This is a genomic window from Herbaspirillum huttiense (assembly GCF_047300815.1).
Taxonomy (GTDB): Bacteria; Pseudomonadota; Gammaproteobacteria; order Burkholderiales; family Burkholderiaceae_D; genus Herbaspirillum; species Herbaspirillum huttiense_A.
This window is the reverse complement of the sequence record NZ_CP178608.1, coordinates 3,957,845-3,978,841: the sequence shown is the minus strand read 5'-3', so window position 1 is coordinate 3,978,841 and position 20,997 is coordinate 3,957,845. Positions and strand designations below refer to the sequence as shown.

Sequence of the window (20,997 nt, the reverse complement as noted above, 5' to 3'; positions counted from 1 at the left end):
CTCTCTTTACAATGCCCCGACACGGAAATCGTTTCCAGATCCCGTCCTGCAGGCTGCAGGCAGTCGGCCAGAGCCCATCAGGCGCGAGACTTGCTTGCCCCCGAGACATCACCGCCCACGAGAGTGCAGACAGACAACCGCATGGTCCCGCCCCTGAAGACAGCCCAGATTTTCCTCTCCTGCCTGCTGGCCGCCGCCCTGGCCCATGGCACCCCGGCCGCCGCCGAGCCTGCCTTTTCCTTGTATGACACGCCCAAATACGGGCCCGGCTTCACCCATTTCAACTACGTCAATCCGGACGCACCCCGGCGCGGCACGCTGTACCTGGCCAACCCGGACCGCCGCACCAGTTTCGACAAATTCAATCCCATGTCGATGAAGGGCGTAGCCGCCGCCGGGCTGGACCAGCTGATGCTGGAGACCCTGGCCGTGTCCTCCGCCGATGAGGTCGCCACCGTCTATGGCCTCCTGGCCGACGATATGAAGCTGGCTGCAGATCGCATGTCGATGACCTTTCACCTCAATCCCAAGGCGCGTTTCAACAATGGCGACAAGGTAACGGCCGAGGATGTGAAGTATTCCTTCGACACCCTCATTGCCAAGGGCGCCCCGCAATACAAGTCGGTCTTTGCCGATGTAAAGGGTTGCGTGGTAGTCGATGCCGCCACGGTGCGCTTCGACTTCGCCAGCAACAACCATGAGCTGCCGCTGATCGTCTCCAGCGTGCCGGTCTTCTCGAAGAAGTGGGCCCAGGGCACGCCCTTCGACCAGATCCAGCTGACGCCGCCCATCAGCACCGGTCCCTACCTGATCGAAAGCTACGACACCGGCCGCAGCATCATCTACAAGCGCAATCCGGACTACTGGGGCAAGGATGTCCCGGCCCGGCGCGGCATGTTCAACTTCGAACGCATCGTCTACCGCTTCTACAAGGATGACCTGGCGCGGCTGGAAGCCTTCAAGGCCGGCGAGTTCGACGTGGTGGTGGAATACAGCGCCAAGAACTGGGCACGCAGCTACACCGGCCCGCAGTTCCGCGACGGCCGCATCGTCAAGAAGGAATTCAAGCATTCCAACGGTGCCGGCATGCAGGGCTTCGTGATGAACCTGCGGCGCGACCAGTTCAAGGATGTGCGGGTGCGCCAGGCCATCGGGCTGGCGCTGGATTATGAATGGATGAACCGCCAGCTGTTCTACGGCCAATACACGCGCATCTACTCCTTCTTCAACAACAGCCAGCTGGCGGCCACCGGTGAGCCGCAGGGCGATGAACTGGCCTTGCTCAAGTCGCTCCAGGCCAAGGGCCTGAAGGTCGATCCAGCCGTTTTCGGCCCGGCACCGGTTCCGCCCTCGACCAATCCGCCTTCCTCCTTGCGCGCCAACCTGCGCCAGGCGCGCGAACTGCTGGCCCAGGCCGGCTGGGTCTATCGCGACGGGGCCGTGCGCAATGCCCAGGGTGTGGCACTGTCCTTCGAGATCCTCGATGACCAGAGTTCGATGTCGCGCGTCATCAGCGTCTTTGCGCGCAACCTGCGCACGCTGGGGATCGACGTGGTCCAGCGCAGCGCCGACTACGCGCTGGTGGCCAAGCGCATGGAAGACTTCGATTTCGACATGACCAGCGTGCGCTTCCCTGATACCAGCAGCCCCGGCAACGAACTGTTCGACATGTTCGGTTCGCGCGCGGCCGACGAAAAGGGTTCCAACAATGCCTGGGGCCTGAAGGACCCGGTGGTGGACCAGCTGGTGCAGACGGTGGTGGCCGCCGATACGCGGGTCAAGCTCACCGCTGCGGCCCGCGCCCTGGACCGCGTGCTGCTGCACAAGTACATCGTGGTGCCGCACTGGTATTCGTCCACGCACCGCATCGCCTACCAGAACCGCTTCGGTATTCCGGCAATGGCGCCGCTGTATTACCAGGCCGATCCCTACGTCATCAGCACCTGGTGGGAGGAGAAGGCGCGATGAGACAACAGATGAATGAAAAGACCAAGACCCGCGCCCCGCGCGCCGGAGAAGAACGAGGATGGTGGCAGGCATGAATATCTGGTCCTACATTTTGAAGCGGGTGCTGTTGATGATCCCCACGCTCTTTGGCGTGGTGGCCATCACCTTTGCGGTGATCCAGTTCGTGCCGGGCGGCCCGGTGGAACAAGCGATGCTGGAGATGAAAGGGCGCGGCGGCGGCGGTGAAGCCTCCGGTGCCGGCGCGGCCAGCGGCGCCTCGGCCTATCGCGGACGGCAGGGCATCGACGAGCAGCGCATCGCCGAGATCAAGCAGCTCTACGGTTTCGACAAGCCGCCGGTGGAACGTTTCTGGACCATGCTCAAGGGCTTCCTCACCTTCGACCTCGGCAAGAGTTTCTATCACCATGGCGATGTCTGGACCCTGGTCAAATCCAAGTTGCCGGTCTCCATCAGCATCGGGCTGTGGACCTTCCTGCTGAGCTACCTGATCTCGGTGCCGCTGGGCATCGCCAAGGCGGTGCGCGAGGGCAGCCGTTTCGATACCGCCACCACCGGCCTGGTGCTGGTCGGCTATTCCATCCCCGGGTTCGTGCTGGGCGTGTTCCTGCTGGTTCTGTTTGCCGGCGGCAGCTTCGTACAGTGGTTCCCGCTGCGCGGGCTCACCTCGGACAACTGGGCCAGCCTCTCCTTCACCGGCAGGATCACCGATTACCTCTGGCACATCACCTTGCCGGTCACGGCCTCGGTGATCGGTGCCTTTGCCGTCATCACCATGCTTACCCGCAATACCTTCCTCGAAGAGATCCGCAAGCAGTACGTGCTGACCGCGCGCGCGAAGGGACTCTCCGAGCGCAAGGTGCTGTACAAGCATGTCTTCCGCAATGCCCTGATTCCGCTGGTGACCGGTTTCCCCTCGGCTTTCATCGCCTCCTTCTTCGCCGGCAGTCTGCTGATCGAGACGTTGTTTTCGCTGGACGGCATGGGCCTGCTGGCCTATGAATCGGCGATCCGGCGCGACTATCCGGTGGTGATGGGCACGCTGTATCTCTTTACCCTCATCGGCCTGGTGGTCAAGCTGGTCGGTGATCTTTGCTACGTGTGGGCTGATCCGCGCGTCCAATTCGAAAGCCTGGCGAAATGAGCATGACGACCCCCGCCACTCCTTCCACCCGCTCCATTTCGCCCAGCCGCCGCATCTGGCTGCGTTTCCGTGCCGACCGTACCGGCTACTGGAGCCTGGTGCTCTTTTCCATTCTCTTCATCGTGAGCCTGGGCGCTGAACTGGTCTCCAACGACAAGCCGCTGGTGGCCAGCTATCAGGGCAAGCTGATGTTCCCGATGCTGAAGGATTATTCAGACAAGCATTTTGGCGGCGACTTCGACTCGCCCGCCGACTACCTCGATCCCTTCATCGAGCAGCAATTCCGCAAGGACGGCAACTGGGTCATCTATCCGCTCAACCGCTACGGCTACAACACCCTGAACTATTTCGCCAAGGAGCCCAACCCGGCTGCCCCTTCCTCGGAAAACTGGCTGGGCACCGATGACCGTGGCCGGGACGTCTTTGCGCGCCTGCTCTACGGCTTCCGTGTATCGGTGCTGTTCGGCATGGCGCTGACCTTCATCGGCGTGGTGCTGGGCGTGGCGGCCGGGGCCGTGCAGGGCTACTTCGCTGGCCGCACTGACCTCATCACCCAGCGCCTGCTGGAGATCTGGGGCTCGATGCCGGAGCTGTACCTGCTCATCATCTTCTCTTCCATCTTCCAGCCCAGCCTGGGGCTGCTGCTGGTGCTGCTGTCGCTGTTCGGCTGGATGAGCCTGTCGGACTACGTGCGCGCCGATTTCCTGCGCAACCGCAATCTCGAATACGTGCAGGCCGCGCGCGCCATGGGCTTGCCCGATCGCCTCATCATCTGGCGTCACGTGCTGCCCAACAGCATGACCACGGTAGTGACCTTCCTGCCGTTTCGCATGAGTGCGGCCATCCTGGCGCTGACCAGCCTGGACTTCCTCGGCCTGGGGGGGCCGCCCTCCACGCCCAGCCTGGGTGAGCTGCTGGCCCAGGGCAAGAACAACCTGGATGCCTGGTGGATCGCGGTGGCCACCTTCGTGGTGCTGACCGTGACCCTGCTGCTGCTGACCAATATCGGCAACGGCCTGCGCAACGCCCTGGACGTACGGAGGAAGGCATGAGCGCCCCGCTGTTGGAAGTGAAGGACTTGACGGTGCGCTTCGGCCACACCGTGGTGGTGGATCGCGTGAGCTTCACGATTGCGCCCGGCGAGAAATTTGCCCTGGTCGGGGAATCCGGTTCGGGCAAGACGGTGTCCTCGCTGGCGGTGATGCAGCTGAACCAGGATGCGCGCTACGAAGGCAGCATCCTGCTCGACGGCCAGGACGTGCTGAAGAAGAACGAGCGCCAGATGCAGCAGGTGCGCGGCAATGACGTGGCAATGATCTTCCAGGAGCCGATGACGGCCCTGAACCCGCTCTTCACCATCGGCAACCAGATCGCCGAGGTGTTGATGTTGCATGAGGGACTCAGCGCGCGTGACGCTGCCACACGGGCCGTCGCGCTGCTGGAAAAGACCGGCATTCCGGAACCCGCGCGCCGGGCGCTATCGTATCCGCATGAACTCTCGGGCGGCCAGCGCCAGCGCGCCATGATCGCCATGGCCCTGGCCTGCAAGCCCAAGCTGCTCATCGCCGATGAACCGACCACGGCCCTGGATGTGACCATCCAGGTGCAGATTCTGGCGCTACTGAACCAGTTGCAGCGCGAAGAGAACATGGCCGTGCTCATCATCTCGCACGACCTGAACCTGGTCCGCCACTTCGCCGACCGCGTTGGCGTGATGGAAAAGGGCAAGCTGGTCGAAAGCGCGAGCGTCGCCGAACTGTTCGCCAATCCGCAGCAGCCGTACACCCGCAAGCTGCTGCAGAGCCGTCCGCAACGCAATGCGGCCGACGTACCGGCACAAGCGCCCGTGGTCCTGCAGGCGGAAAAAGTGCGCTGCACCTATCACATCAAGCACGGCTGGTTCGCCAAGCGCGCCTTCCATGCAGTCGATGGCATCGACCTGCAATTGCGGCGCGGCGAGACCATCGGCATCGTGGGTGAATCCGGCTCCGGCAAGTCCACGCTGGGCATGGCCTTGCTGCGGCTGTCGGCGGCCAGCGTGGCGGGCAGCATCCGTTTTGAGGGGGCGCCGATTTCCGAGCGCAGCAGCCGTGAACTGCGGCCCTTGCGGGCCCGCATGCAGGTGGTGTTCCAGGATCCTTTCGCCTCGCTCTCGCCGCGCCGCACGGTGGAGCAAATCGTGGGCGAAGGGCTGGCCTTGCATCATCCCGGGAAGACGCCGGAGCAGCAACGTGAGGCCATCGTCTCCGCACTTGAAGAAGTGGGGCTCACGGCAGCGGTGCTGGATCGCTATCCGCATGAATTCTCCGGCGGCCAGCGCCAGCGCATCGCCATCGCCCGCGCGCTGGTGCTGCAGCCGGAGCTGCTGCTGCTGGACGAGCCAACCTCGGCGCTGGACGTGACCGTGCAGCAGCAGGTGCTGCAACTGCTGGCCGACCTGCAGCGCCGGCATGGACTGGCCTATCTGTTCATCACCCACGACCTGGCCGTGGTGCAGGCCATGGCGCACCAGGTGATCGTGATGAAGGATGGCAAGGTGGTCGAGAGCGGTCCGGCCGAACAGGTGCTCAAGCAGCCGCAGCAGGAATACACACGCCGCCTGGTGGCCGCAGCCACCTACGCCGAAGCCGCACCCTGAGCGGCCCGGCAAAAAGAAAACCCAAAGTCCGGATCAGCCCCGGGGCTTCGGGTCCATGCAGACTGCAATCGTTATTTTTATTCCGTGCTTGGGGCGCGTCTTCTTGTTGTGGGCGGTCAGGCCGCCCGGGTCTCCTCCGGTTTCCTCCGGATTATTGCTTGCGGGCGCCGTTGCCCGAGGCCAGCGTCAGCGGCTTGCCGGCGACCTTGCGGGCCGGTGCCGGCGCAGCCTTGCGTACCGGCGCCTTGGCCGATGCTACCTGGCGGCGTGCCGGGGCCGCGTGGTGCGTGGCGGCTACGCGGGTCGGTGCAGCGTGGGCGGCATTGGGCACTTGCAGCTGCAGGCTCTGGCCGGCGGCCAGGGTGTCACGCTTCAAGCCATTCCATTCCTTGATCTGCGCCACGCTCACGCGGTAGCGGTTGGCGATGCCGGCCAGGGTGTCGTGCTTGCCGGCCTTCACAGAGATGCGGCGGGTTTCCGGCCCATCCGGGGCGATGGCCAGGCGGGCATTGTCGGCGATTTCCGGGGTCAGGTCGGTATCGAGCGCGGCGGTCTCTTCATTCTTCGGGACCAGAATGGTCGAGCCGGCCTTCAGGACCATGCGCGGCGGGATCTGGTTGACGCTGCGGATCACTTCAGGCGTGGTGCCGAACTTGCTGGCGATGGTCTCGATGCGCTCGCGGGCGCTGGAGACGGTGTGCGCGGTCCAGGTCGAGAAAGCCTGGGTCCACTTGGACATGTTGGACTTGAACTTCTCGGCATTGCTTTCCGGCAGCAGGATCTTGGTATCTTCGCCGCCGATGATGACGGGGCGGTTGAATTGCGGGTTCAGCGCCTTGAACTCGTCCAGCGACAGCTCGGCCAGTTGCGCGGCGACCTTCACGTCGATGTTGCGGGTCTTGCCGATGGTGACGAAGTAGGGCTGGTTGTCCACCTTGGGCAGGGCGATGTCGAAGGCGGCCGGGTTGGCGATGATGTTCTTGACCGCCTGCAGCTTGGGCACGTAGTTGCGGGTCTCGTTGGGCATCTGCGCCGACAGCGTATTGAAGTCGATCGGCAGGCCGGCCGCGAGATTGCGGTTCACGGCGCGCTGCACCGAACCTTCGCCCCAATTGTAGGCCGCCAGCGCCAGCTGCCAGTCGCCAAACATGCCGTAGAGCTTTTGCAGGTAGGTCAGGGCAGCATCGGTCGAGGCCAGCACGTCGCGGCGCTCGTCGGTGAACATGTTCTGCTTGAGGTTGTAGTCACGCCCGGTGGAGGGAATGAACTGCCACATGCCGGCCGCTTTGGCGGTGGAGAGGGCTTCCGGATTGAAGGCCGATTCGATGAAGGGCAGCAGCGCCAGTTCGGTGGGCATGCCGCGCTTTTCCAGTTCCTGGACCACGTGGAACAGATAGCGGGAGGCGCGCACCGTGGTGCGCTGGATGTAGTCGGGACGGGAGCTGTACCACTGGGTCTGGCTCTCCACCAGGCCGTTATCCAGATCAGGAATCCCGAAGCCCTTGCGGATGCGCGTCCAGATGTCGATGTCATTCATCCCCGGCAGGGCATTGCCGGCCAGTTCGGGATTGATCGCATTGAAGGGGGCGGGGTAGATCGAGATATCGTTGGCGTGGGAGAGCAGCGGGGTACCAGCGCAGAACAGGGCGGCAATGGCGAGTTGTTTCAAAGTACGCTGCATGTGGGCGATATCCTGTGCCAGAGGCAAAAGTTGGGTGCGGCGCTTCCGTTGCAGAGCTGTAATGAAGCTCGACACCTCCTGCCGGCGGAGTCCGGATCAGTCCGATCACGGGCGCGTGCAGGTTGACGGTAATGCAAGGTCGGAAGCTGCGAGTTTCCCCGGCGTGGTGCAGAGTGGACAGCGTTTCGTAAAAGTTCGTAAAAACGCTGGTGCCCATTTTGGGGAATTGAGGGAGTGTACGGAAGACCCTTTTCGCCAGTCAAGCAGAAATTGGTCCCTGTTACAAAGCCAAGTCCTTGATTTCGCTGGTTTTTGCGCCTAACTGGCCCTCAATTTGGCGCTATCTGTAGGTATTCTTCCATTCACGCAGGGCTGCAAAGGTGCTAACTTCATTCAACTCCGTCAATCGGCCCGCCTTTTGCAGCGATTCCTGGATTTCTATTTCATTGGCGCGCAGGAAGGGATTGGTCGCCCGCTCCAGGGCAATGCTGGTCGGCACGGTGGCTTCCCCTTGGTCCCGCTTGACACGCTCGCGCTGGAGGCGGGCGCTGAGCTCGGCATTGCCGGGCTCGACCTCGGCGGCGAACTTGAGGTTGGAGAGGGTGTATTCGTGGGCGCAATACACTTGGGTATCGCCCGGCAGGCTGCAGAGCTTGGCCAGCGATTCCACCATCTGTGCCGGGGTACCCTCGAAGAGGCGGCCACAGCCACCGGCGAAGAGGGTATCGCCGCAGAAGACAAAACCCTGTTGCGCCGAGTAATACGCGATGTGGCCCAGGGTGTGGCCGGGCACGTCGATGACCTGCAGCGACAGGCCCAGCGAAGGGATCTTCACTTCGTCATTCCCGTGCAGCGGGACCGTCATCCCCTTGATGCGGGATTGCTCGCGCGCCGGCCCATAGACCGGGATGGCCGGGAACTCGTCGCTGACGGCGCTGCGCGCCAGCTCGACCACACCGCCGACATGGTCAGCATGGTGATGAGTCAGTAGAATAGCGGCCAACGTCAGGCCCTCGGCCTGCAATGCGGCCAGGACGGGGACCGCGTCGCCGGGGTCGACCACGGCGGCATGGCGCCCGTCATGGATGATCCACAGGTAGTTGTCGTCGAACGCCGGTACGGCCAGGACGTCCAATGAAGTTTTCTGATCTGCTTGAGCTGGCTTGGCTGGCTGGGTCATGAGGCGCGAAAGAAGAGATGGCTGACAAGGCTGAAACTGCTGTGACTGCGAACAACGCGGAAATTATAGACCTGGCCGCCTGGTTGCAGACGCCCATCGGCGATTACCTGCGCCAGTGGGAGCAGCATCACCTCAATGCGCTGACAGCCGACATCTTCGGCTTCAACGCGGTGCAGATCGGTTCGCCCCAGATCCACGCCCTGCAGGCCAACCGCATGCCGTATCGCTGGCTGGCCGACAACCGCATGCCGGTGGAAGGACAATCCGAGCTGGAAATCCCCCAGGTGGTGACGCAGGATTTCGGCGAACTGCCCTTTGCCACACAGAGCCTGGACCTGGTGGTGCTGCCCCACGTCCTGGAATTCGCCGCCGAGCCGCACCAGGTGCTGCGCGAGGTGGAGCGGGTGCTGATCCCGGAAGGACAGGTCATCATCTGCGGCTTCAATCCCAGCAGCCTGTGGGGCATGCGCCAGGTGGCCGGACGCCTGACCGGCGCCCACTTCCTGCCGCAGGATGGCGAATTCATCCGCCTGCCGCGCCTGAAGGACTGGCTGAAGCTGCTGAACATGGAAGTCAACCGCGGCCACTTCGGCTGCTACGCGCCGCCCTGCGAGACGGCGCAATGGCTGGACCGCTTCGGTTTCATGGAAAAGGCCGGCGACCGCTGGTGGCCGTATTTCGGCGCGGTCTACATCGTCCAGGCGATCAAGCGGGTGCCCGGCATGCGCCTGATCGGCCCGGCCCTGCAGCGCCAGAAGCTGAAGGCCCCGCGCGGCGTGCCGGTGACCAACCGCATCCACAAAACCGATTGAAACCAGGGCGTGTTGGCGCGATCAGGTATCATCGCGGCCCGCCTGTCATGCGCAAATGCGCATACGCAACCAGATTGAAGTGAAGAGCATGGACAAAGTAGAGATTTATTCCGATGGCGCCTGCAAGGGCAATCCCGGCCGTGGCGGCTGGGGTGCGTTGCTGGTGGCCGGGGGCAAGGAGAAGGAAATCTTCGGTGGCGAGCCCAATACCACCAACAACCGCATGGAACTAATGGCGGTGATCCAGGCCCTGAACGCCCTCAAGCGTCCCTGCGAGGTGGTGGTGCACACCGACAGCCAGTACGTGCAGAAGGGCATCAGCGAGTGGATCCACGGCTGGAAGGCGCGCGGCTGGAAGACCTCCAGCAAGGAGCCGGTCAAGAACGCCGACCTGTGGCAGGCGCTCGATGCCGCCCAGCAGCAGCACCAGGTGGAATGGCGCTGGGTACGCGGCCACAACGGCCACGCCGGCAATGAGCGCGCCGACCAGCTGGCCAACCGGGGCGTGGACAGCATAGGCTGACCTCCTCGGCGTTTTCTTTCATATCAGTGTTTTAGCAGCAAACAACATCAGCAGGAGCAAGCATGCGTCAGATCATCCTCGATACCGAAACCACGGGCCTTTCGCCGCGCAACGGCAACCGCATCCTGGAAATCGGCTGTGTGGAGGTGCTCAACCGCCAGCTGTCGGGCAAGAATCTTCACTTCTACATCAATCCCGAGCGTGACTCCGAAGAAGGCGCGCTGGCCGTCCACGGCCTGACCACCGAATTCCTGGCCGACAAGCCGACCTTCAAGCAGATTGCCGCCGAGTTCCTGGACTATGTGCGGGGTGCCCAGATCATCATCCACAACGCGCCTTTCGACGTCGGCTTCCTGGATGCGGAACTGGCCTTGCTGGGTCTGCCGCCGTTCAAGGAGCACGTCTCCGACGTGGTGGACTCGCTGCAGATGGCCAAGGAGCTGCACCCGGGTCGCCGCAATTCGCTCGATGCCTTGTGCGACCGTTACGGCATCTCCAACGCCCATCGCGTGCTGCACGGCGCGCTGCTGGATGCGGAGCTGCTGGCCGAAGTCTATCTGTCGATGACGCGCGGCCAGAATTCGCTGACCATGGACCTGGGTGCCGAGGAAGAAGTCAGCGAAGGCGAGGGCAAGCTGGAACTGGCCCCGCTGGCCGAGGTGATTGTGGTGGCGGCCAGCGAGGAAGAACTGGGTTTGCACGAAGACGTACTCAACCAGCTCGACAAGGAAGCGCGCGGCAGCTGCGTGTGGCGCTTTGAACCGCCGCCGCCGGAAGCGGCCGCAGAGGCGGCGTGAACCGGCGCAGCGGGGAGGCGGTTGTCGTCGCCCGGCAGCGCTTTCGATAAAAAATGAAGAATTATTTACGAAGCACTTGCGCAGGTCGAAAAACGTTGGCATAATCTCGCTTCTCGATTGGCGCTGCAGCAAAAAGCCAGTCAGGTACGGAAGGTTAGCTCAGTGGTAGAGCACTGCATTCACACTGCAGGGGTCGCAAGTTCAAACCTTGCACTTTCCACCAAATTCAGAAAAGCCCGCCTTGTGCGGGCTTTTCGCATTCCAGATCCCAAACGCTCCGTTTTCCTCTGCGTGATACCTGGCCTGGGTCACTTCACGCAATTTACCGCCCCATCCCGCGTCCCTTGCATTCCCGCTCTCTCAACTTGAGCAACCCGTGATTGTTCGAGAACATCAGGGAATTGGTTCGTTGATGTGCTTCCATGATGGATAATTCATGAGCCTTGTAATAACATTGTATTGACGCGGATAATCTGGCGTAAAAACATTGTACTAACAGGGCGAAAAAATGAAGACATCGATTCGCAAAATGGGCAACTCGCAAGGCGTGCTGATTCCAAAGCCGTTCCTGGCCAAGATCGGGATGCTGGTTGACGAGGATATCGATATTGACGTGGAAGACGACAAGATCGTGATCCGCAAATTGGAAAAACGGCCGCGAGAAGGCTGGGCTGAAGCGAGCCGGAAAATTGCGGCTGCGGATGACGACGGCCTGGTCTGGCCAGAATTTCCAAACGAGGGCGACAAGGACTTGGTATGGTGATGCGCGGAGAAATCTGGTTGGCCGCGCTCGACCCGACCCTGGGCAGTGAAACCAGCAAAACCAGGCCATGCGTCGTTGTTTCCCCTGCAGAGATGCATGATTATCTGCGCACCGTGATCGTCGTTCCCATGACCACAGGTAGCAAGCCGGCACCGTATCGCGTGCCGATCACGTTTGATAAGAAAAAAGGATTGATTGTCCTGGATCAGATGCGCACGCTGGACAAGGAGCGTTTGATCAAGAAACTCGGCCGCGTGACCGACAAGACGCTCGCTCATACCCTGGAAGCGCTGCAAGAAGTCTTCGCACCGTAGTCAATGCGCAATGAGGTGGCCATATCGTGAATCGCCGTCCGGATGAAAGCTGGCCGATGCCGCCTCGCCGCATTTCCTTTTCCATCCCTGCATTGCACGGATGGTGTTAGCCGTAAATTTTTTTCCAAATTCCGTCGCTCACCCACCAGGATTTTACCTATCCATGCACGACATCATCTGCCCCCACTGCGGCAAAGCCTTCAAGATCGATGAAGCCGGTTACGCCGACATCCTCTCGCAAGTGCGCGACAGCGCCTTCGAGCAGCAATTGCATGAGCGTCTGGAACTGGCCGAGCAGGACAAGCGCAACGCCATCGAACTGGCACGCGCCAAGTCGGAAGCCGAGTTGCAGAAGGCCGCAGCGGCGCGCGATGCCGAGATCCAGGAATTGAAAGCGCGTCTGGAAGCCGGCGAGATGGCGCAGAAGATGGCCGTGGCCGAAGCCATGGCCAACGTGGAGCGCGAGCGTGACAAGCTGGCCCACGACCTGGAGCAGGCCAGGAAGGACAAACTCGCCGAGCAGCAACTGGCTCAGGCGCGCCTGGCCCAGCAGCTGCAGCAGACTGCCAGCGAGAAGGATGCCGAGATCCAGGCCCTGAAAGCGAAGATGGATTCCATCGCCCTGACCCAGAAGCTGGCCGTCAACGAAGCCGTCGGCGCGGTGGAGAAACAGCGCGACGAACTCAAGAGCAAGCTGATGCACGCCGAGCTGGAAAAGCAGCTGGCCGAGAAATCACTGAAGGACAAATACGAGACCCAGCTGAAGGACCGCGAAGACATGATCGAGCGCCTGCGCGACATGAAGGCGCGGCTCTCCACCAAGATGGTCGGCGAGACCCTGGAACAGCACTGCGAGACGGAGTTCAACCGCATCCGCGCCACCGCTTTCCCGCGTGCGTATTTCGAGAAGGACAACGATGCGCGCAGCGGCAGCAAGGGCGACTACATCTTCCGTGATACGGATGAAGGTGGCACCGAGATCGTCTCCATCATGTTCGAGATGAAGAACGAGAGCGATCGCACCGCGACCAAGAACCGCAATGAGGATTTCCTCAAGGAGCTGGACAAGGACCGCCAGGAGAAGAGCTGCGAATACGCCGTGCTGGTCTCGCTGCTGGAGCCGGAGAGCGAGCTGTACAACACCGGGATTGTGGATGTATTTCACCGCTACCCGAAGATGTACGTGGTGCGTCCCCAGTTCTTCATTCCCATCATCACGCTGCTGAGGAACGCCGCGCTCAACTCGTTGAAATACAAGAATGAGCTGGCGGTGGTGAAGGCGCAGAACATCGACATCACCAATTTCGAATCCGAGCTGGACACCTTCAAGGCGGCCTTCGCCAAGAACTACGACCTGGCCTCGCGCCGCTTCCAGACGGCCATCGACGAGATCGACAAGTCCATCGACCACCTGCAGAAGACCAAGGAAGCCCTGCTCGGCACCGACCGCAACCTGCGGCTGGCCAATGACAAGGCGCAGGATGTGACCATCAAGCGCCTGACGCGCGGCAATCCGACCATGGCAGCGAAGTTTGCGGAGGTCAAGAAGGATTCGTCGGACGATGGGGAGTGAATGGCGCGGATGCCGTGAGGGGCTGACTCCTTCATAAAGAAGCGATCAGGCTGGCGCCGCAGGCTGTGGTGTCGCCGTGATAGGCGACCTGCTTGCCGTGGTGCTTGCGGGTGCTGCCGCCGCCGTTGGGCTGGATGGCGAACTGGCCTTTGCATTGGGGGCATTGCGTCATGTCGCCTTCGAGCGCGACGCCTTTGCCCATGGCCTTGAGCGTGTCGCTGGCGGAGATCACTTCGCCGCCGTGGGAGGTTTTGTCGCCGAGGCGGATCACGGCGCGGCCTTGTTCGTCTTTCATGTGAGGCTTTCAGTAGAGGCGGGGAGGGATGTCTTGTGCCCAGAGACGGGCATTCGCGACGGGGTCTTTTTTGCCGTTCCAGTTTTTCATTTCTCTTTTGTCGCCATCGGGATACTCGTTACGTTCAAGAGCAAGCGCCGTTTCCGCCCAACCCACTGGCGTGTCTCCTGAGGGCTGATCGAATGGGTCGCCGGATTCGATGATGCTGACCTTGGCGACCGCTTCAGGCCAGATAGGTTCGCGGCAGGTCCAGAGCGCCATCAGGCGCAAACCGGTCATCAACAGGATGAACGGCATCATGGAGATGCGATAGTCTGCGCTGGCGCGCATGCCGAATCCGTACATGCAGAACAGAAAGCTCTCCAGCCTGTTTTCTTTCTCCTTGAAGAACAACAGAGGCTTGGGCAATTCTGCCGGGCCGTGATTCATGTACCAGCACCAGTAGTTCCATTGAGACAGGAGGTCTTCCAGACTTTCGTCCTCGGCCCATTTCTTACCTATCGCGAATGCACGCGTGACGTTGCCGTGATCATCAACCTCGTAGTACCGAATATGGTAGACATGGCGGCAATGGGCCACACCACGGTGGATGCAGAAGATCGCATGTTCATTCCAGGGAATTTCCCATGTGACATCACCTCGGCTGGGCTTGCAGAAGAATCTGCGACGGCGGATGGCATGGATTTTTTTCTCTTTGCGATTGAAGCGGATGGGCCGGCGGGTTAGTGAAAAGAATTCGTCGCGCCCATACTTGAACACCATGTGTACAAAATAGATGACGGATGCGATCACAATGAGGTAGAAGGTAACTGCACCGATCCCAATGACCGCTGGAGGACTCATTAGAACCCGGCACAGGAATAGGATCAGCGCACCCGAAAATAAACCTGCTAACAGTACTCCTCCAGCATGCCGTTGCCGATCTCTAAATGGCTGATCTGTTACATCCATAAAGGTCGAATTGATTCTGAATATGGTGCTTCCATCCTTGCATTCGGAACTGACAGGCTTGTCGATTGGTAAGCGATGTTTGAGATCCCAATCAGGGATAGGTTTGCCCGCTCTGTAGGGGAACGCGCGTTCGTCCATGGAAATATCCTGATGCCGGGGAGGAATGTCTTCAGCCCAAAGCAAGGCATTCCGGGCCGGATCTTTCTGACCGCGCCAAACCTTCATGTCGCTCTTCGGGTCATAGGGGTATTCGCCTCGCTCGATGGCCTGCGCGGTTTCTCCCCAGCCTCTTGGTGTTCCGCCCCTTGGTTCATCGTAACGATCGCCAGGTTCTATGGTGCTGAGTGCCTCGATGGCCTGTGGCCAGACGGGGTCACGGCAAGTCCACAATGCCATGAGACGATGACTGGTCATCAGCAGGACGAACGGCATTACCGAAATACGATAAGCGACGCTGGCGCGTGTGCCGAAGTCGTAAAGGCAGAACAGGAAGCTCTCCAGCGCAGTTTCGTGTTCTTTGAAGTAGAGCGGCGGCCTGGGTAAATCGGCTGGCCCGTGATTCATGTACCAGCACCAATAGTTCCATTGCGATAGCAAGCCTTGGAGATTTCGTTTCCCCTCCCACGTCCGGCCAATCGCCAAGGCGCGAATGACGTTGCCGTCTTGGTCTACTTCGTAGTGCCTTATATGGTAGCTGGGCCCGTGGTTGACTATCCGCTTGTGGATGCAGAAGATCGCGTTCTCGTTCCAGGCAATCTCCCATGTGAAATCACCTTGGCCCGGCTTGGAAAAAAATCGGCGATGACGGATCGCATATATTTTTTTCTCCTTTCGGTGGAATCGGATTGGGCGGCGTTTCAATGCGAAGAACTCATCCTTGCCGTACTTCCAAGTCAGATACGCAAAGGCGGCGGAACTTCCCAGAAGTATTAACCAGACTATTGCCAAACTGAAGACAAACTCTCTCGCTGGATGGATCAACATATAACAGAGGGGTTCTTCTCTCCACTCCAGTTTTTCATTTCTCTTTTGTCCCCATCGGGATATTCGCTTCGATCAATGGCATGTGCCGTTTTCGCCCAGCCGACCGGAGTATGTCCTGACGGTTGATCGAAAGGATCGTCGGGCTCAATGACGCTGACCTTGGTTACCGAGTCAGGCCAGATCGGATCGCGGCAGGTCCAGAGTGCCATCAGCCGGTGACTGGTCATCAGCAGGATGAACGGCATCATCGCGATACGATGAGCTACGCTTCCGCGCATTCCAAAGCCATACATGCAGAACAAGAAGCTCTCCAGCATGTTTTCCCTTTCCTTGAAGAAGAGGAGGGGCTTGGGTAAATCCGCTGGTCCGTGATTCATGTACCAGCACCAATAGTTCCATTGGGATAGCAAATCTTCGAGACTTTCGTCCTCTTCCCATGTTCTTCCTATCGCGAAGGCACGGGTGACTTTGTCATTCTGATCAACCTCGTAATATCGAATATGGTAGACGTTCCTATGGCGGACCCTGCTGCGGTGGATGCAGAAGATGGCCTGCTCGTTCCAAGGAACCTCCCATGTGATATCACCTTGGCCGGGCTTGAGGAGGAATCTGCGACGACGGACGGCGTAGAGTTTTTTCTCTTTACGATTGAAGCGGACAGGCCGACGAGTCAAAGACAAAAATTCGTCTCGTCCGTACTTAAAGGTTAGATATCCGAAAATGCCGGCAGCTCCAACGAAGATTAAGTCGGCGATCACTAAACCTAGACTGAACTCTTTCAGTGGATGCAATAGCGTATAGGCGACTAGCCATAAAGGGGAAAAAGTAGCTATGCAAGAAACAAGGACGCCCCCTGCCTGCCAATGCCTATCTCGATAGGGTTGGTCCGTTACGTCCATATACGTGGCATTTATCCTGAAAATAGTGCCAGTATCCTTGCGCTCAGAACTTGCCGGTTGGTGAATCGAGAGTCGATGTTGCAGATCCCAAGCCGGAATTGGACTACCTTCTTTGTAGCTAAAAACGCGTTCATCCATGAGTCACATTCCAACTGCTCGGTTAAATGCCTTTAGCTGTGCATCGAACGAGTTGAACTTCTCCCCTAGGGAAAATTCACAGCGCGAAATCCAGTTTTTCAATTCACTGCTGTTCACAAATGCGATACCTAAACTTATGGTGAAGGACAATAGAAAGAGCGGCCACCATATCGAAACTAATGAGTAATAAGCGGCTACAGCAATGCCAAATCCAAATATTCCGTTAAGTCCGTATAGCGTCATCAGAAGAATTTTTTCATCTCTATATGCTTGTGGTGCATTACAGAAAATATCGTAAAGCGCAGCCATAATGCCTGCTCCCATACCAAGTAAACGTGCACCTTCGGCAATCCAGCCAGCATGTCGGTCGATCGCTGCCCATTGCTTGCGAATAAATACGCCAAGTGGATGCTCCACAGATTTCTCCACACTGACTGCAGCGATCTCGACCATGGTCGCCCCTAAACTGATGATCGCTACCATTGCCTTGAACCGGGTCTCCACTTGATTGAACTGATCATTGTCCGCCAAATCCTTCATCGCAAAATTCAGCGCCACCATCTGCACAATCATGGTCACCACCCCAAGCCTGAAATCTCGCGGCACCCCGGACCCCAGCCATTTCTGCGTCATGGTAAAACCCGGAAGTCCAATCCCCTTGATGCTCCCCGCCGCAATGCGTCCCTCCTTTTCCAGCCTGGCGATATCCAGTTCGTAGACGACATGCTTCTCCACCTTGGCTCGCTTGACAGCCCTGCCAGCCTCGCTACGAGCATCGGCCCTGGTTTCCCGTCGGTTGGTCTCCAGCTTGATGCCTTGCTCTTTCGCTTCTGCGATCGCCCATCTGGCTACATCGGCGCTGCTCATGTTGCTGACCTTGATGGCAACGCCTGCCATCAATTGAAGATGAATCTGCGCCAGCCCCTTTGCCAGCAAGCTGCCACTCTCGCTGATGGCCTTGGCAATGACGTTGCCTGTCGTCAGCGCCAGGCGGTCAATCAATTGTTCCCCGTGGCCGGCGTTGTGTAATCTCTCAACGGCGCCCTTGTAGATGTTGAGGATGTTCTCAATCTGGATATCGCTGCCCTTGAGCTGTACTTCTGTGGCCGCGATGATGTCAGCCTGGTTGAGCAACAAGGCGCGGCCGTACAAGTTGCGCGTGTCCTTGAGGTTGTCACTGGAGATCCAGCGCATGAGCTGGTCAATACAAGGCTTGGAGCAGGCGGCCTTGCCAATGCATTGCGATATCGACTCGCTGTAGGCATAGCCACTGCGGATATCGGCATCGTCATGAACGCCTTCCATCCAGTTCGCCAATTGCTCGCTCTTGAGCCATCCGACATGGGCCATCAGCAATTGCAAAAGTTGCGGTTCAAATTGCTTGAGCGCAGCATCATAGATCGGCGGAAAGGCTTTCAGCGCAGCTTCGTCCAGCGTCGGTTTTCCGTTGTCATGGGTCAATTCATGCCAGGCATCATCAGCCGCTGCCTGCTGGCGTCCGGCCAGGTCCTCGCCATATTTTTTGCGCTGTTCCTGGAGTTTCTTCTCATGACGGTCTACCCCGCCCAGCTTGAACATGGCACCCAAGGTCTTCAAGCCGTTGTAGATATCGCCATCCGGATGATGCGCCGAGGCTTCAGCAACCGCATCGCTGAAGACCACTTCCTGGCGGGCCTCCTGGCGAACGTGATGCTCGGTCAGCGCGAGCAGGTCAGCAATCATCTTGCGTTGGTGCAGCTTCTCATCGAACCCGGCCTGTAGATCCGGTACCGTCAATTCACTCAAATCGTTGGTCATTCCCACAGGATCATTGAGTGCGGCAATGTAGCCCTTGTGATGCGGCCCATGCTCCGCCAAGATCGCCCTGAAACGTACGGCCGTGGCGAGCTTGCGTGTCTCGGATTCAATGGGCGTATTGCTGAAGGCGTAGGCTTTTTTCATGGCGGCTTCGTCCGCCACGAAATGCGCCACCTTGTCCGCATTCGCGTTGAACTCTCCAGTATGGACCGCACTGCCGGCCAGCATCGCCGGGATATCGATGCACCGCATGTGCTTCTTGCGCCAGCCCGCGTCACTGACCTTCTTGAGCAAGGCCTTGGTCCACTGCACATTGGACCAGCCAATCCAGAAATTGCCGGCCGGATCGGCCGCCGTATGGATGATATCGACGCAATACGCCCGCACCAGCTCGCCTGGATCAATGCACGCAAAACGGATCTTCGCCGGATGCGGCGCGTTGTACTCCAGCGGATAGTTCCAGAGATGCCCGGTCGGCATGACCACATAAGCCTTGAGCCGTCCGCGCTTCTCGTCATAGGTATAGAGATAGCCAGGGCGCAGCGCCCGCAAGCTGTATTTCGCCGCACCGGCGGACTGCGGTGCGCCCTCGATCTTGAAATTGCCGGACAGCCCCGGTACGCCTGCCGCGCCATAAGGACTGGCCACGGCATAGCGGACCGGATAGATCAGCAAGCCTTTCTTATCGCAAAAATTGCATCCGTTCATTGTGCCGCTCCCATGGGAGCACGCGCCCGATCGGATGCTGCTTCCCTCTGCTGGGTGTCGTCGGGGGCATCGTCATTGACGAAGTGAAGTTGCAGGATGCGGTGATGCTGGCGCTGCCGGGTCAGGCTGTCCCAGCTGGTGGTGCGGGAATGCATGCGTGTCCTTCTGCGGGAAAAATGGATGTCCCGAAGAAGGCAGGGAAGACTTCAGCAAGCCGAATCGGGAAGCGCAGATGTTGCACGATGGCTTGCTTGAAGTCTGTTGAATTGCTTCGATAAATGCCGTGTATTTTTTTGCGTGAGGAGCAGGCCGGACGCCGGTGGCCCGTCGATTTCAGGACTGCGAGAACGCGATGAATTCGTCTGCGAGACTACGATAGAGGCGACGATATTGTGCCAGCCTGCGCTGCAGTTGTGCCTGCCTTGCAGCATCAGGGCGATACCATTCCAGTACCTCGGGTGGGACGCACACGCTGGCCGCGTCCTCCCCCGTCCGCGCCAACCTCCCCAGCCTCGCCGCCCCCAGCGCCGCGCCCACTTCCGCCCCCGCATGCCGTCGCAGAGGAATCCCCAGGGCGGTAGCACACAGCTCCCCCCAGAATGCACTGCGCGACCCGCCGCCCACAAAAGCCGCATTCTCCAGCATAGTGCCCGCAGCCTGCAGGGCCGCATAGCCATCGGCCATCGCAAAGGCCACGCCTTCCATCACCGCATAGGCCAGATCCGCAGTCTCATGCGCGGGCGTCATGCCGAACAGCACGCCCTTGGCCGTCGCATCATTGTGCGGCGTGCGTTCGCCATTCAGATACGGCAGGAACAGCGGTGCCTGTGCCTGCTGCGTCGCCGTCAATCGCTCCGCCCCCGCCACCAGCTCCGCCACCGGCCGCGCCGTCACACCCGAGAGCCAATGCAGGCTGGCCGCAGCCGACAGGATCACGCTCATCTGATGCCATTGCCCCGGCAGGCAGTGGCAGAACGCATGCACGCCCTGTTGTGGATTGGGCGCATGCCGCGCCGTGGCGGCAAACAAGACACCCGAGCTGCCCAGCGACAGGAAAGCATCACCCGCCTGGATCACGCCGATGCCCACCGCGCTGGCCGCATTGTCCCCGGCACCGCCGGCCACCACCACCGGGCCGCTGATGCCCCATTCGCGCCGCAACTCCTCACGCAACTGGCCGGCCACGTCACTGCCTTCGACCAGGCGCGGCATGTGGCTGCGATCCAGCCCGGTGGCCGCCAGCATGCGGTCGGACCAGTCGCGCTGCGCCACGTCCAGCCACAGCGTGCCAGCCGCGTCCGACATCTCGGAGACGAATTCTCCCGTCAGCTTCCAGCCCAGGTAGTCCTTGGGCAGCAAGACCTTGTCGATGGCGCGGTACACCGCCGGTTCGTATTTCGACAGCCACAGCAGCTTGGGTGCCGTGAAGCCCGGCATGGCGCGATTGCCGGTGATGGCGGGCGCATCCGGCACCAGTGCTTCCAGCTCGACGCATTCCGCATGGGCGCGCATATCGTTCCACAGGATGGCCGGGCGCAATACATTGCCGTTGCGATCCAGCAGGGTCGCGCCATGCATCTGGCCGGAAATGCCGATGCCGCGCAGGGCCTGGAAGGCTTGCGGGGCCTCGGCACGCAACGCGGCGATGGCGTCGAGCGTGGCGTTCCACCAGGCCTGCGGCGCCTGCTCGGACCACAGCGGATGCGGGTTGTCCACCCGCAGGCGGGCGCTGCTGGTGGCGATGACGTGGGAGTCGTCGTCGGTGAGGACGAGCTTGACTTCGGAAGTGCCGAGGTCGATGCCGAGATAGCTCAAATCATTTTCCTTTGCGTGCA

18 protein-coding genes, 1 tRNA gene and 1 pseudogene are annotated in these 20,997 nt (G+C 60.2%); 11 read left to right on the top strand and 9 right to left on the bottom strand.

Features of this window, described 5'->3' with window-relative positions; translation table 11 throughout:
* The first annotated feature begins 141 nt into the window (after positions 1-141).
* From ACLRDN_RS18220 to ACLRDN_RS18205, 4 genes are all read left to right on the top strand, one after another.
* Positions 142-1,968: an extracellular solute-binding protein gene (locus ACLRDN_RS18220; RefSeq protein ID WP_413457430.1), complete on the top strand. Its 1,827-nt coding sequence runs from the start codon at positions 142-144 to the stop codon at positions 1,966-1,968.
* Positions 1,969-2,038: 70 nt separating this feature from the next.
* Complete coding sequence (locus ACLRDN_RS18215; RefSeq protein WP_413457429.1) at positions 2,039-3,109, top strand: microcin C ABC transporter permease YejB; 1,071 nt, start codon at positions 2,039-2,041, stop codon at positions 3,107-3,109.
* Entirely contained in the window at positions 3,106-4,161 is a 1,056-nt protein-coding gene (locus ACLRDN_RS18210) for an ABC transporter permease (RefSeq protein WP_413457428.1), read from the top strand. The genes ACLRDN_RS18215 and ACLRDN_RS18210 overlap by 4 nt, the downstream gene beginning before the upstream one ends.
* Positions 4,158-5,747 carry an ABC transporter ATP-binding protein gene (locus ACLRDN_RS18205; RefSeq protein ID WP_413457427.1) on the top strand — a complete coding sequence of 530 codons (1,590 nt, stop codon included), beginning with the start codon at positions 4,158-4,160 and terminating at the stop codon, positions 5,745-5,747. Before ACLRDN_RS18210 ends, ACLRDN_RS18205 begins: the two co-directional genes overlap by 4 nt.
* A gap of 151 nt (positions 5,748-5,898) precedes the next feature.
* On the opposite strand, the gene ACLRDN_RS18200 is transcribed toward ACLRDN_RS18205, so the two are convergent.
* Complete coding sequence (locus ACLRDN_RS18200; RefSeq protein ID WP_413457426.1) at positions 5,899-7,428, bottom strand: transglycosylase SLT domain-containing protein; 1,530 nt, start codon at positions 7,426-7,428, stop codon at positions 5,899-5,901.
* A 340-nt stretch (positions 7,429-7,768) separates the two neighbouring features.
* Positions 7,769-8,563: a hydroxyacylglutathione hydrolase gene (gene gloB / locus ACLRDN_RS18195; protein ID WP_413457425.1), complete on the bottom strand. Its 795-nt coding sequence runs from the start codon at positions 8,561-8,563 to the stop codon at positions 7,769-7,771.
* A gap of 62 nt (positions 8,564-8,625) precedes the next feature.
* On the opposite strand from gloB, the gene ACLRDN_RS18190 reads away from it, so the two are divergent.
* The 7 genes from ACLRDN_RS18190 (at position 8,626) to ACLRDN_RS18160 (ending at position 13,390) form a co-directional block, all read left to right on the top strand.
* Complete coding sequence (locus tag ACLRDN_RS18190; protein ID WP_413457424.1) at positions 8,626-9,420, top strand: class I SAM-dependent methyltransferase; 795 nt, start codon at positions 8,626-8,628, stop codon at positions 9,418-9,420.
* 88 nt (positions 9,421-9,508) lie between these two features.
* Positions 9,509-9,943: a ribonuclease HI gene (rnhA, locus tag ACLRDN_RS18185; protein WP_034340887.1), complete on the top strand. Its 435-nt coding sequence runs from the start codon at positions 9,509-9,511 to the stop codon at positions 9,941-9,943.
* A 62-nt stretch (positions 9,944-10,005) separates the two neighbouring features.
* Positions 10,006-10,740, top strand: coding sequence for a DNA polymerase III subunit epsilon (gene dnaQ / locus ACLRDN_RS18180; RefSeq protein ID WP_039784504.1), 735 nt, complete (start codon positions 10,006-10,008; stop codon positions 10,738-10,740).
* 148 nt (positions 10,741-10,888) lie between these two features.
* Positions 10,889-10,963, top strand: a tRNA-Val gene (locus ACLRDN_RS18175).
* Positions 10,964-11,248: 285 nt separating this feature from the next.
* Entirely contained in the window at positions 11,249-11,503 is a 255-nt protein-coding gene (locus ACLRDN_RS18170; protein ID WP_413457423.1) for an AbrB/MazE/SpoVT family DNA-binding domain-containing protein, read from the top strand.
* Entirely contained in the window at positions 11,497-11,817 is a 321-nt protein-coding gene (locus tag ACLRDN_RS18165) for a type II toxin-antitoxin system PemK/MazF family toxin (RefSeq protein WP_413457422.1), read from the top strand. Before ACLRDN_RS18170 ends, ACLRDN_RS18165 begins: the two co-directional genes overlap by 7 nt.
* A 163-nt stretch (positions 11,818-11,980) precedes the next feature.
* The gene (locus ACLRDN_RS18160; protein WP_413457421.1) at positions 11,981-13,390 is read left to right on the top strand and encodes a DUF2130 domain-containing protein; all 1,410 of its coding nucleotides are present in this window, start codon (positions 11,981-11,983) and stop codon (positions 13,388-13,390) included.
* 31 nt (positions 13,391-13,421) lie between these two features.
* On the opposite strand, the gene ACLRDN_RS18155 is transcribed toward ACLRDN_RS18160, so the two are convergent.
* The 7 genes and pseudogenes from ACLRDN_RS18155 to xylB all read right to left on the bottom strand — a co-directional run bounded on the left by ACLRDN_RS18155 (position 13,422) and on the right by xylB (position 20,977).
* Entirely contained in the window at positions 13,422-13,685 is a 264-nt protein-coding gene (locus tag ACLRDN_RS18155) for a PAAR domain-containing protein (protein ID WP_034340905.1), read from the bottom strand.
* 9 nt (positions 13,686-13,694) lie between these two features.
* Positions 13,695-14,774: a DUF6708 domain-containing protein gene (locus ACLRDN_RS18150; RefSeq protein WP_413460413.1), complete on the bottom strand. Its 1,080-nt coding sequence runs from the start codon at positions 14,772-14,774 to the stop codon at positions 13,695-13,697.
* A 204-nt stretch (positions 14,775-14,978) separates the two neighbouring features.
* A pseudogene (locus tag ACLRDN_RS18145) lies at positions 14,979-15,620 on the bottom strand (DUF6708 domain-containing protein); the annotation flags it as partial.
* On the bottom strand, positions 15,614-16,657 hold the full coding sequence (locus ACLRDN_RS18140) for a DUF6708 domain-containing protein (protein WP_413457420.1): 1,044 nt from the start codon (positions 16,655-16,657) through the stop codon (positions 15,614-15,616). The gene ACLRDN_RS18140 and the pseudogene ACLRDN_RS18145, both read right to left, overlap by 7 nt.
* A 3-nt stretch (positions 16,658-16,660) precedes the next feature.
* On the bottom strand, positions 16,661-19,162 hold the full coding sequence (locus ACLRDN_RS18135) for a T6SS effector BTH_I2691 family protein (RefSeq protein ID WP_413457419.1): 2,502 nt from the start codon (positions 19,160-19,162) through the stop codon (positions 16,661-16,663).
* Positions 19,159-19,317, bottom strand: a complete 159-nt coding sequence (locus ACLRDN_RS18130; protein WP_413457418.1) for a hypothetical protein — start codon at positions 19,315-19,317, stop codon at positions 19,159-19,161. Before ACLRDN_RS18130 ends, ACLRDN_RS18135 begins: the two co-directional genes overlap by 4 nt.
* A gap of 178 nt (positions 19,318-19,495) precedes the next feature.
* Entirely contained in the window at positions 19,496-20,977 is a 1,482-nt protein-coding gene (xylB, locus tag ACLRDN_RS18125) for a xylulokinase (protein ID WP_413457417.1), read from the bottom strand.
* Positions 20,978-20,997: the final 20 nt, after the last annotated feature.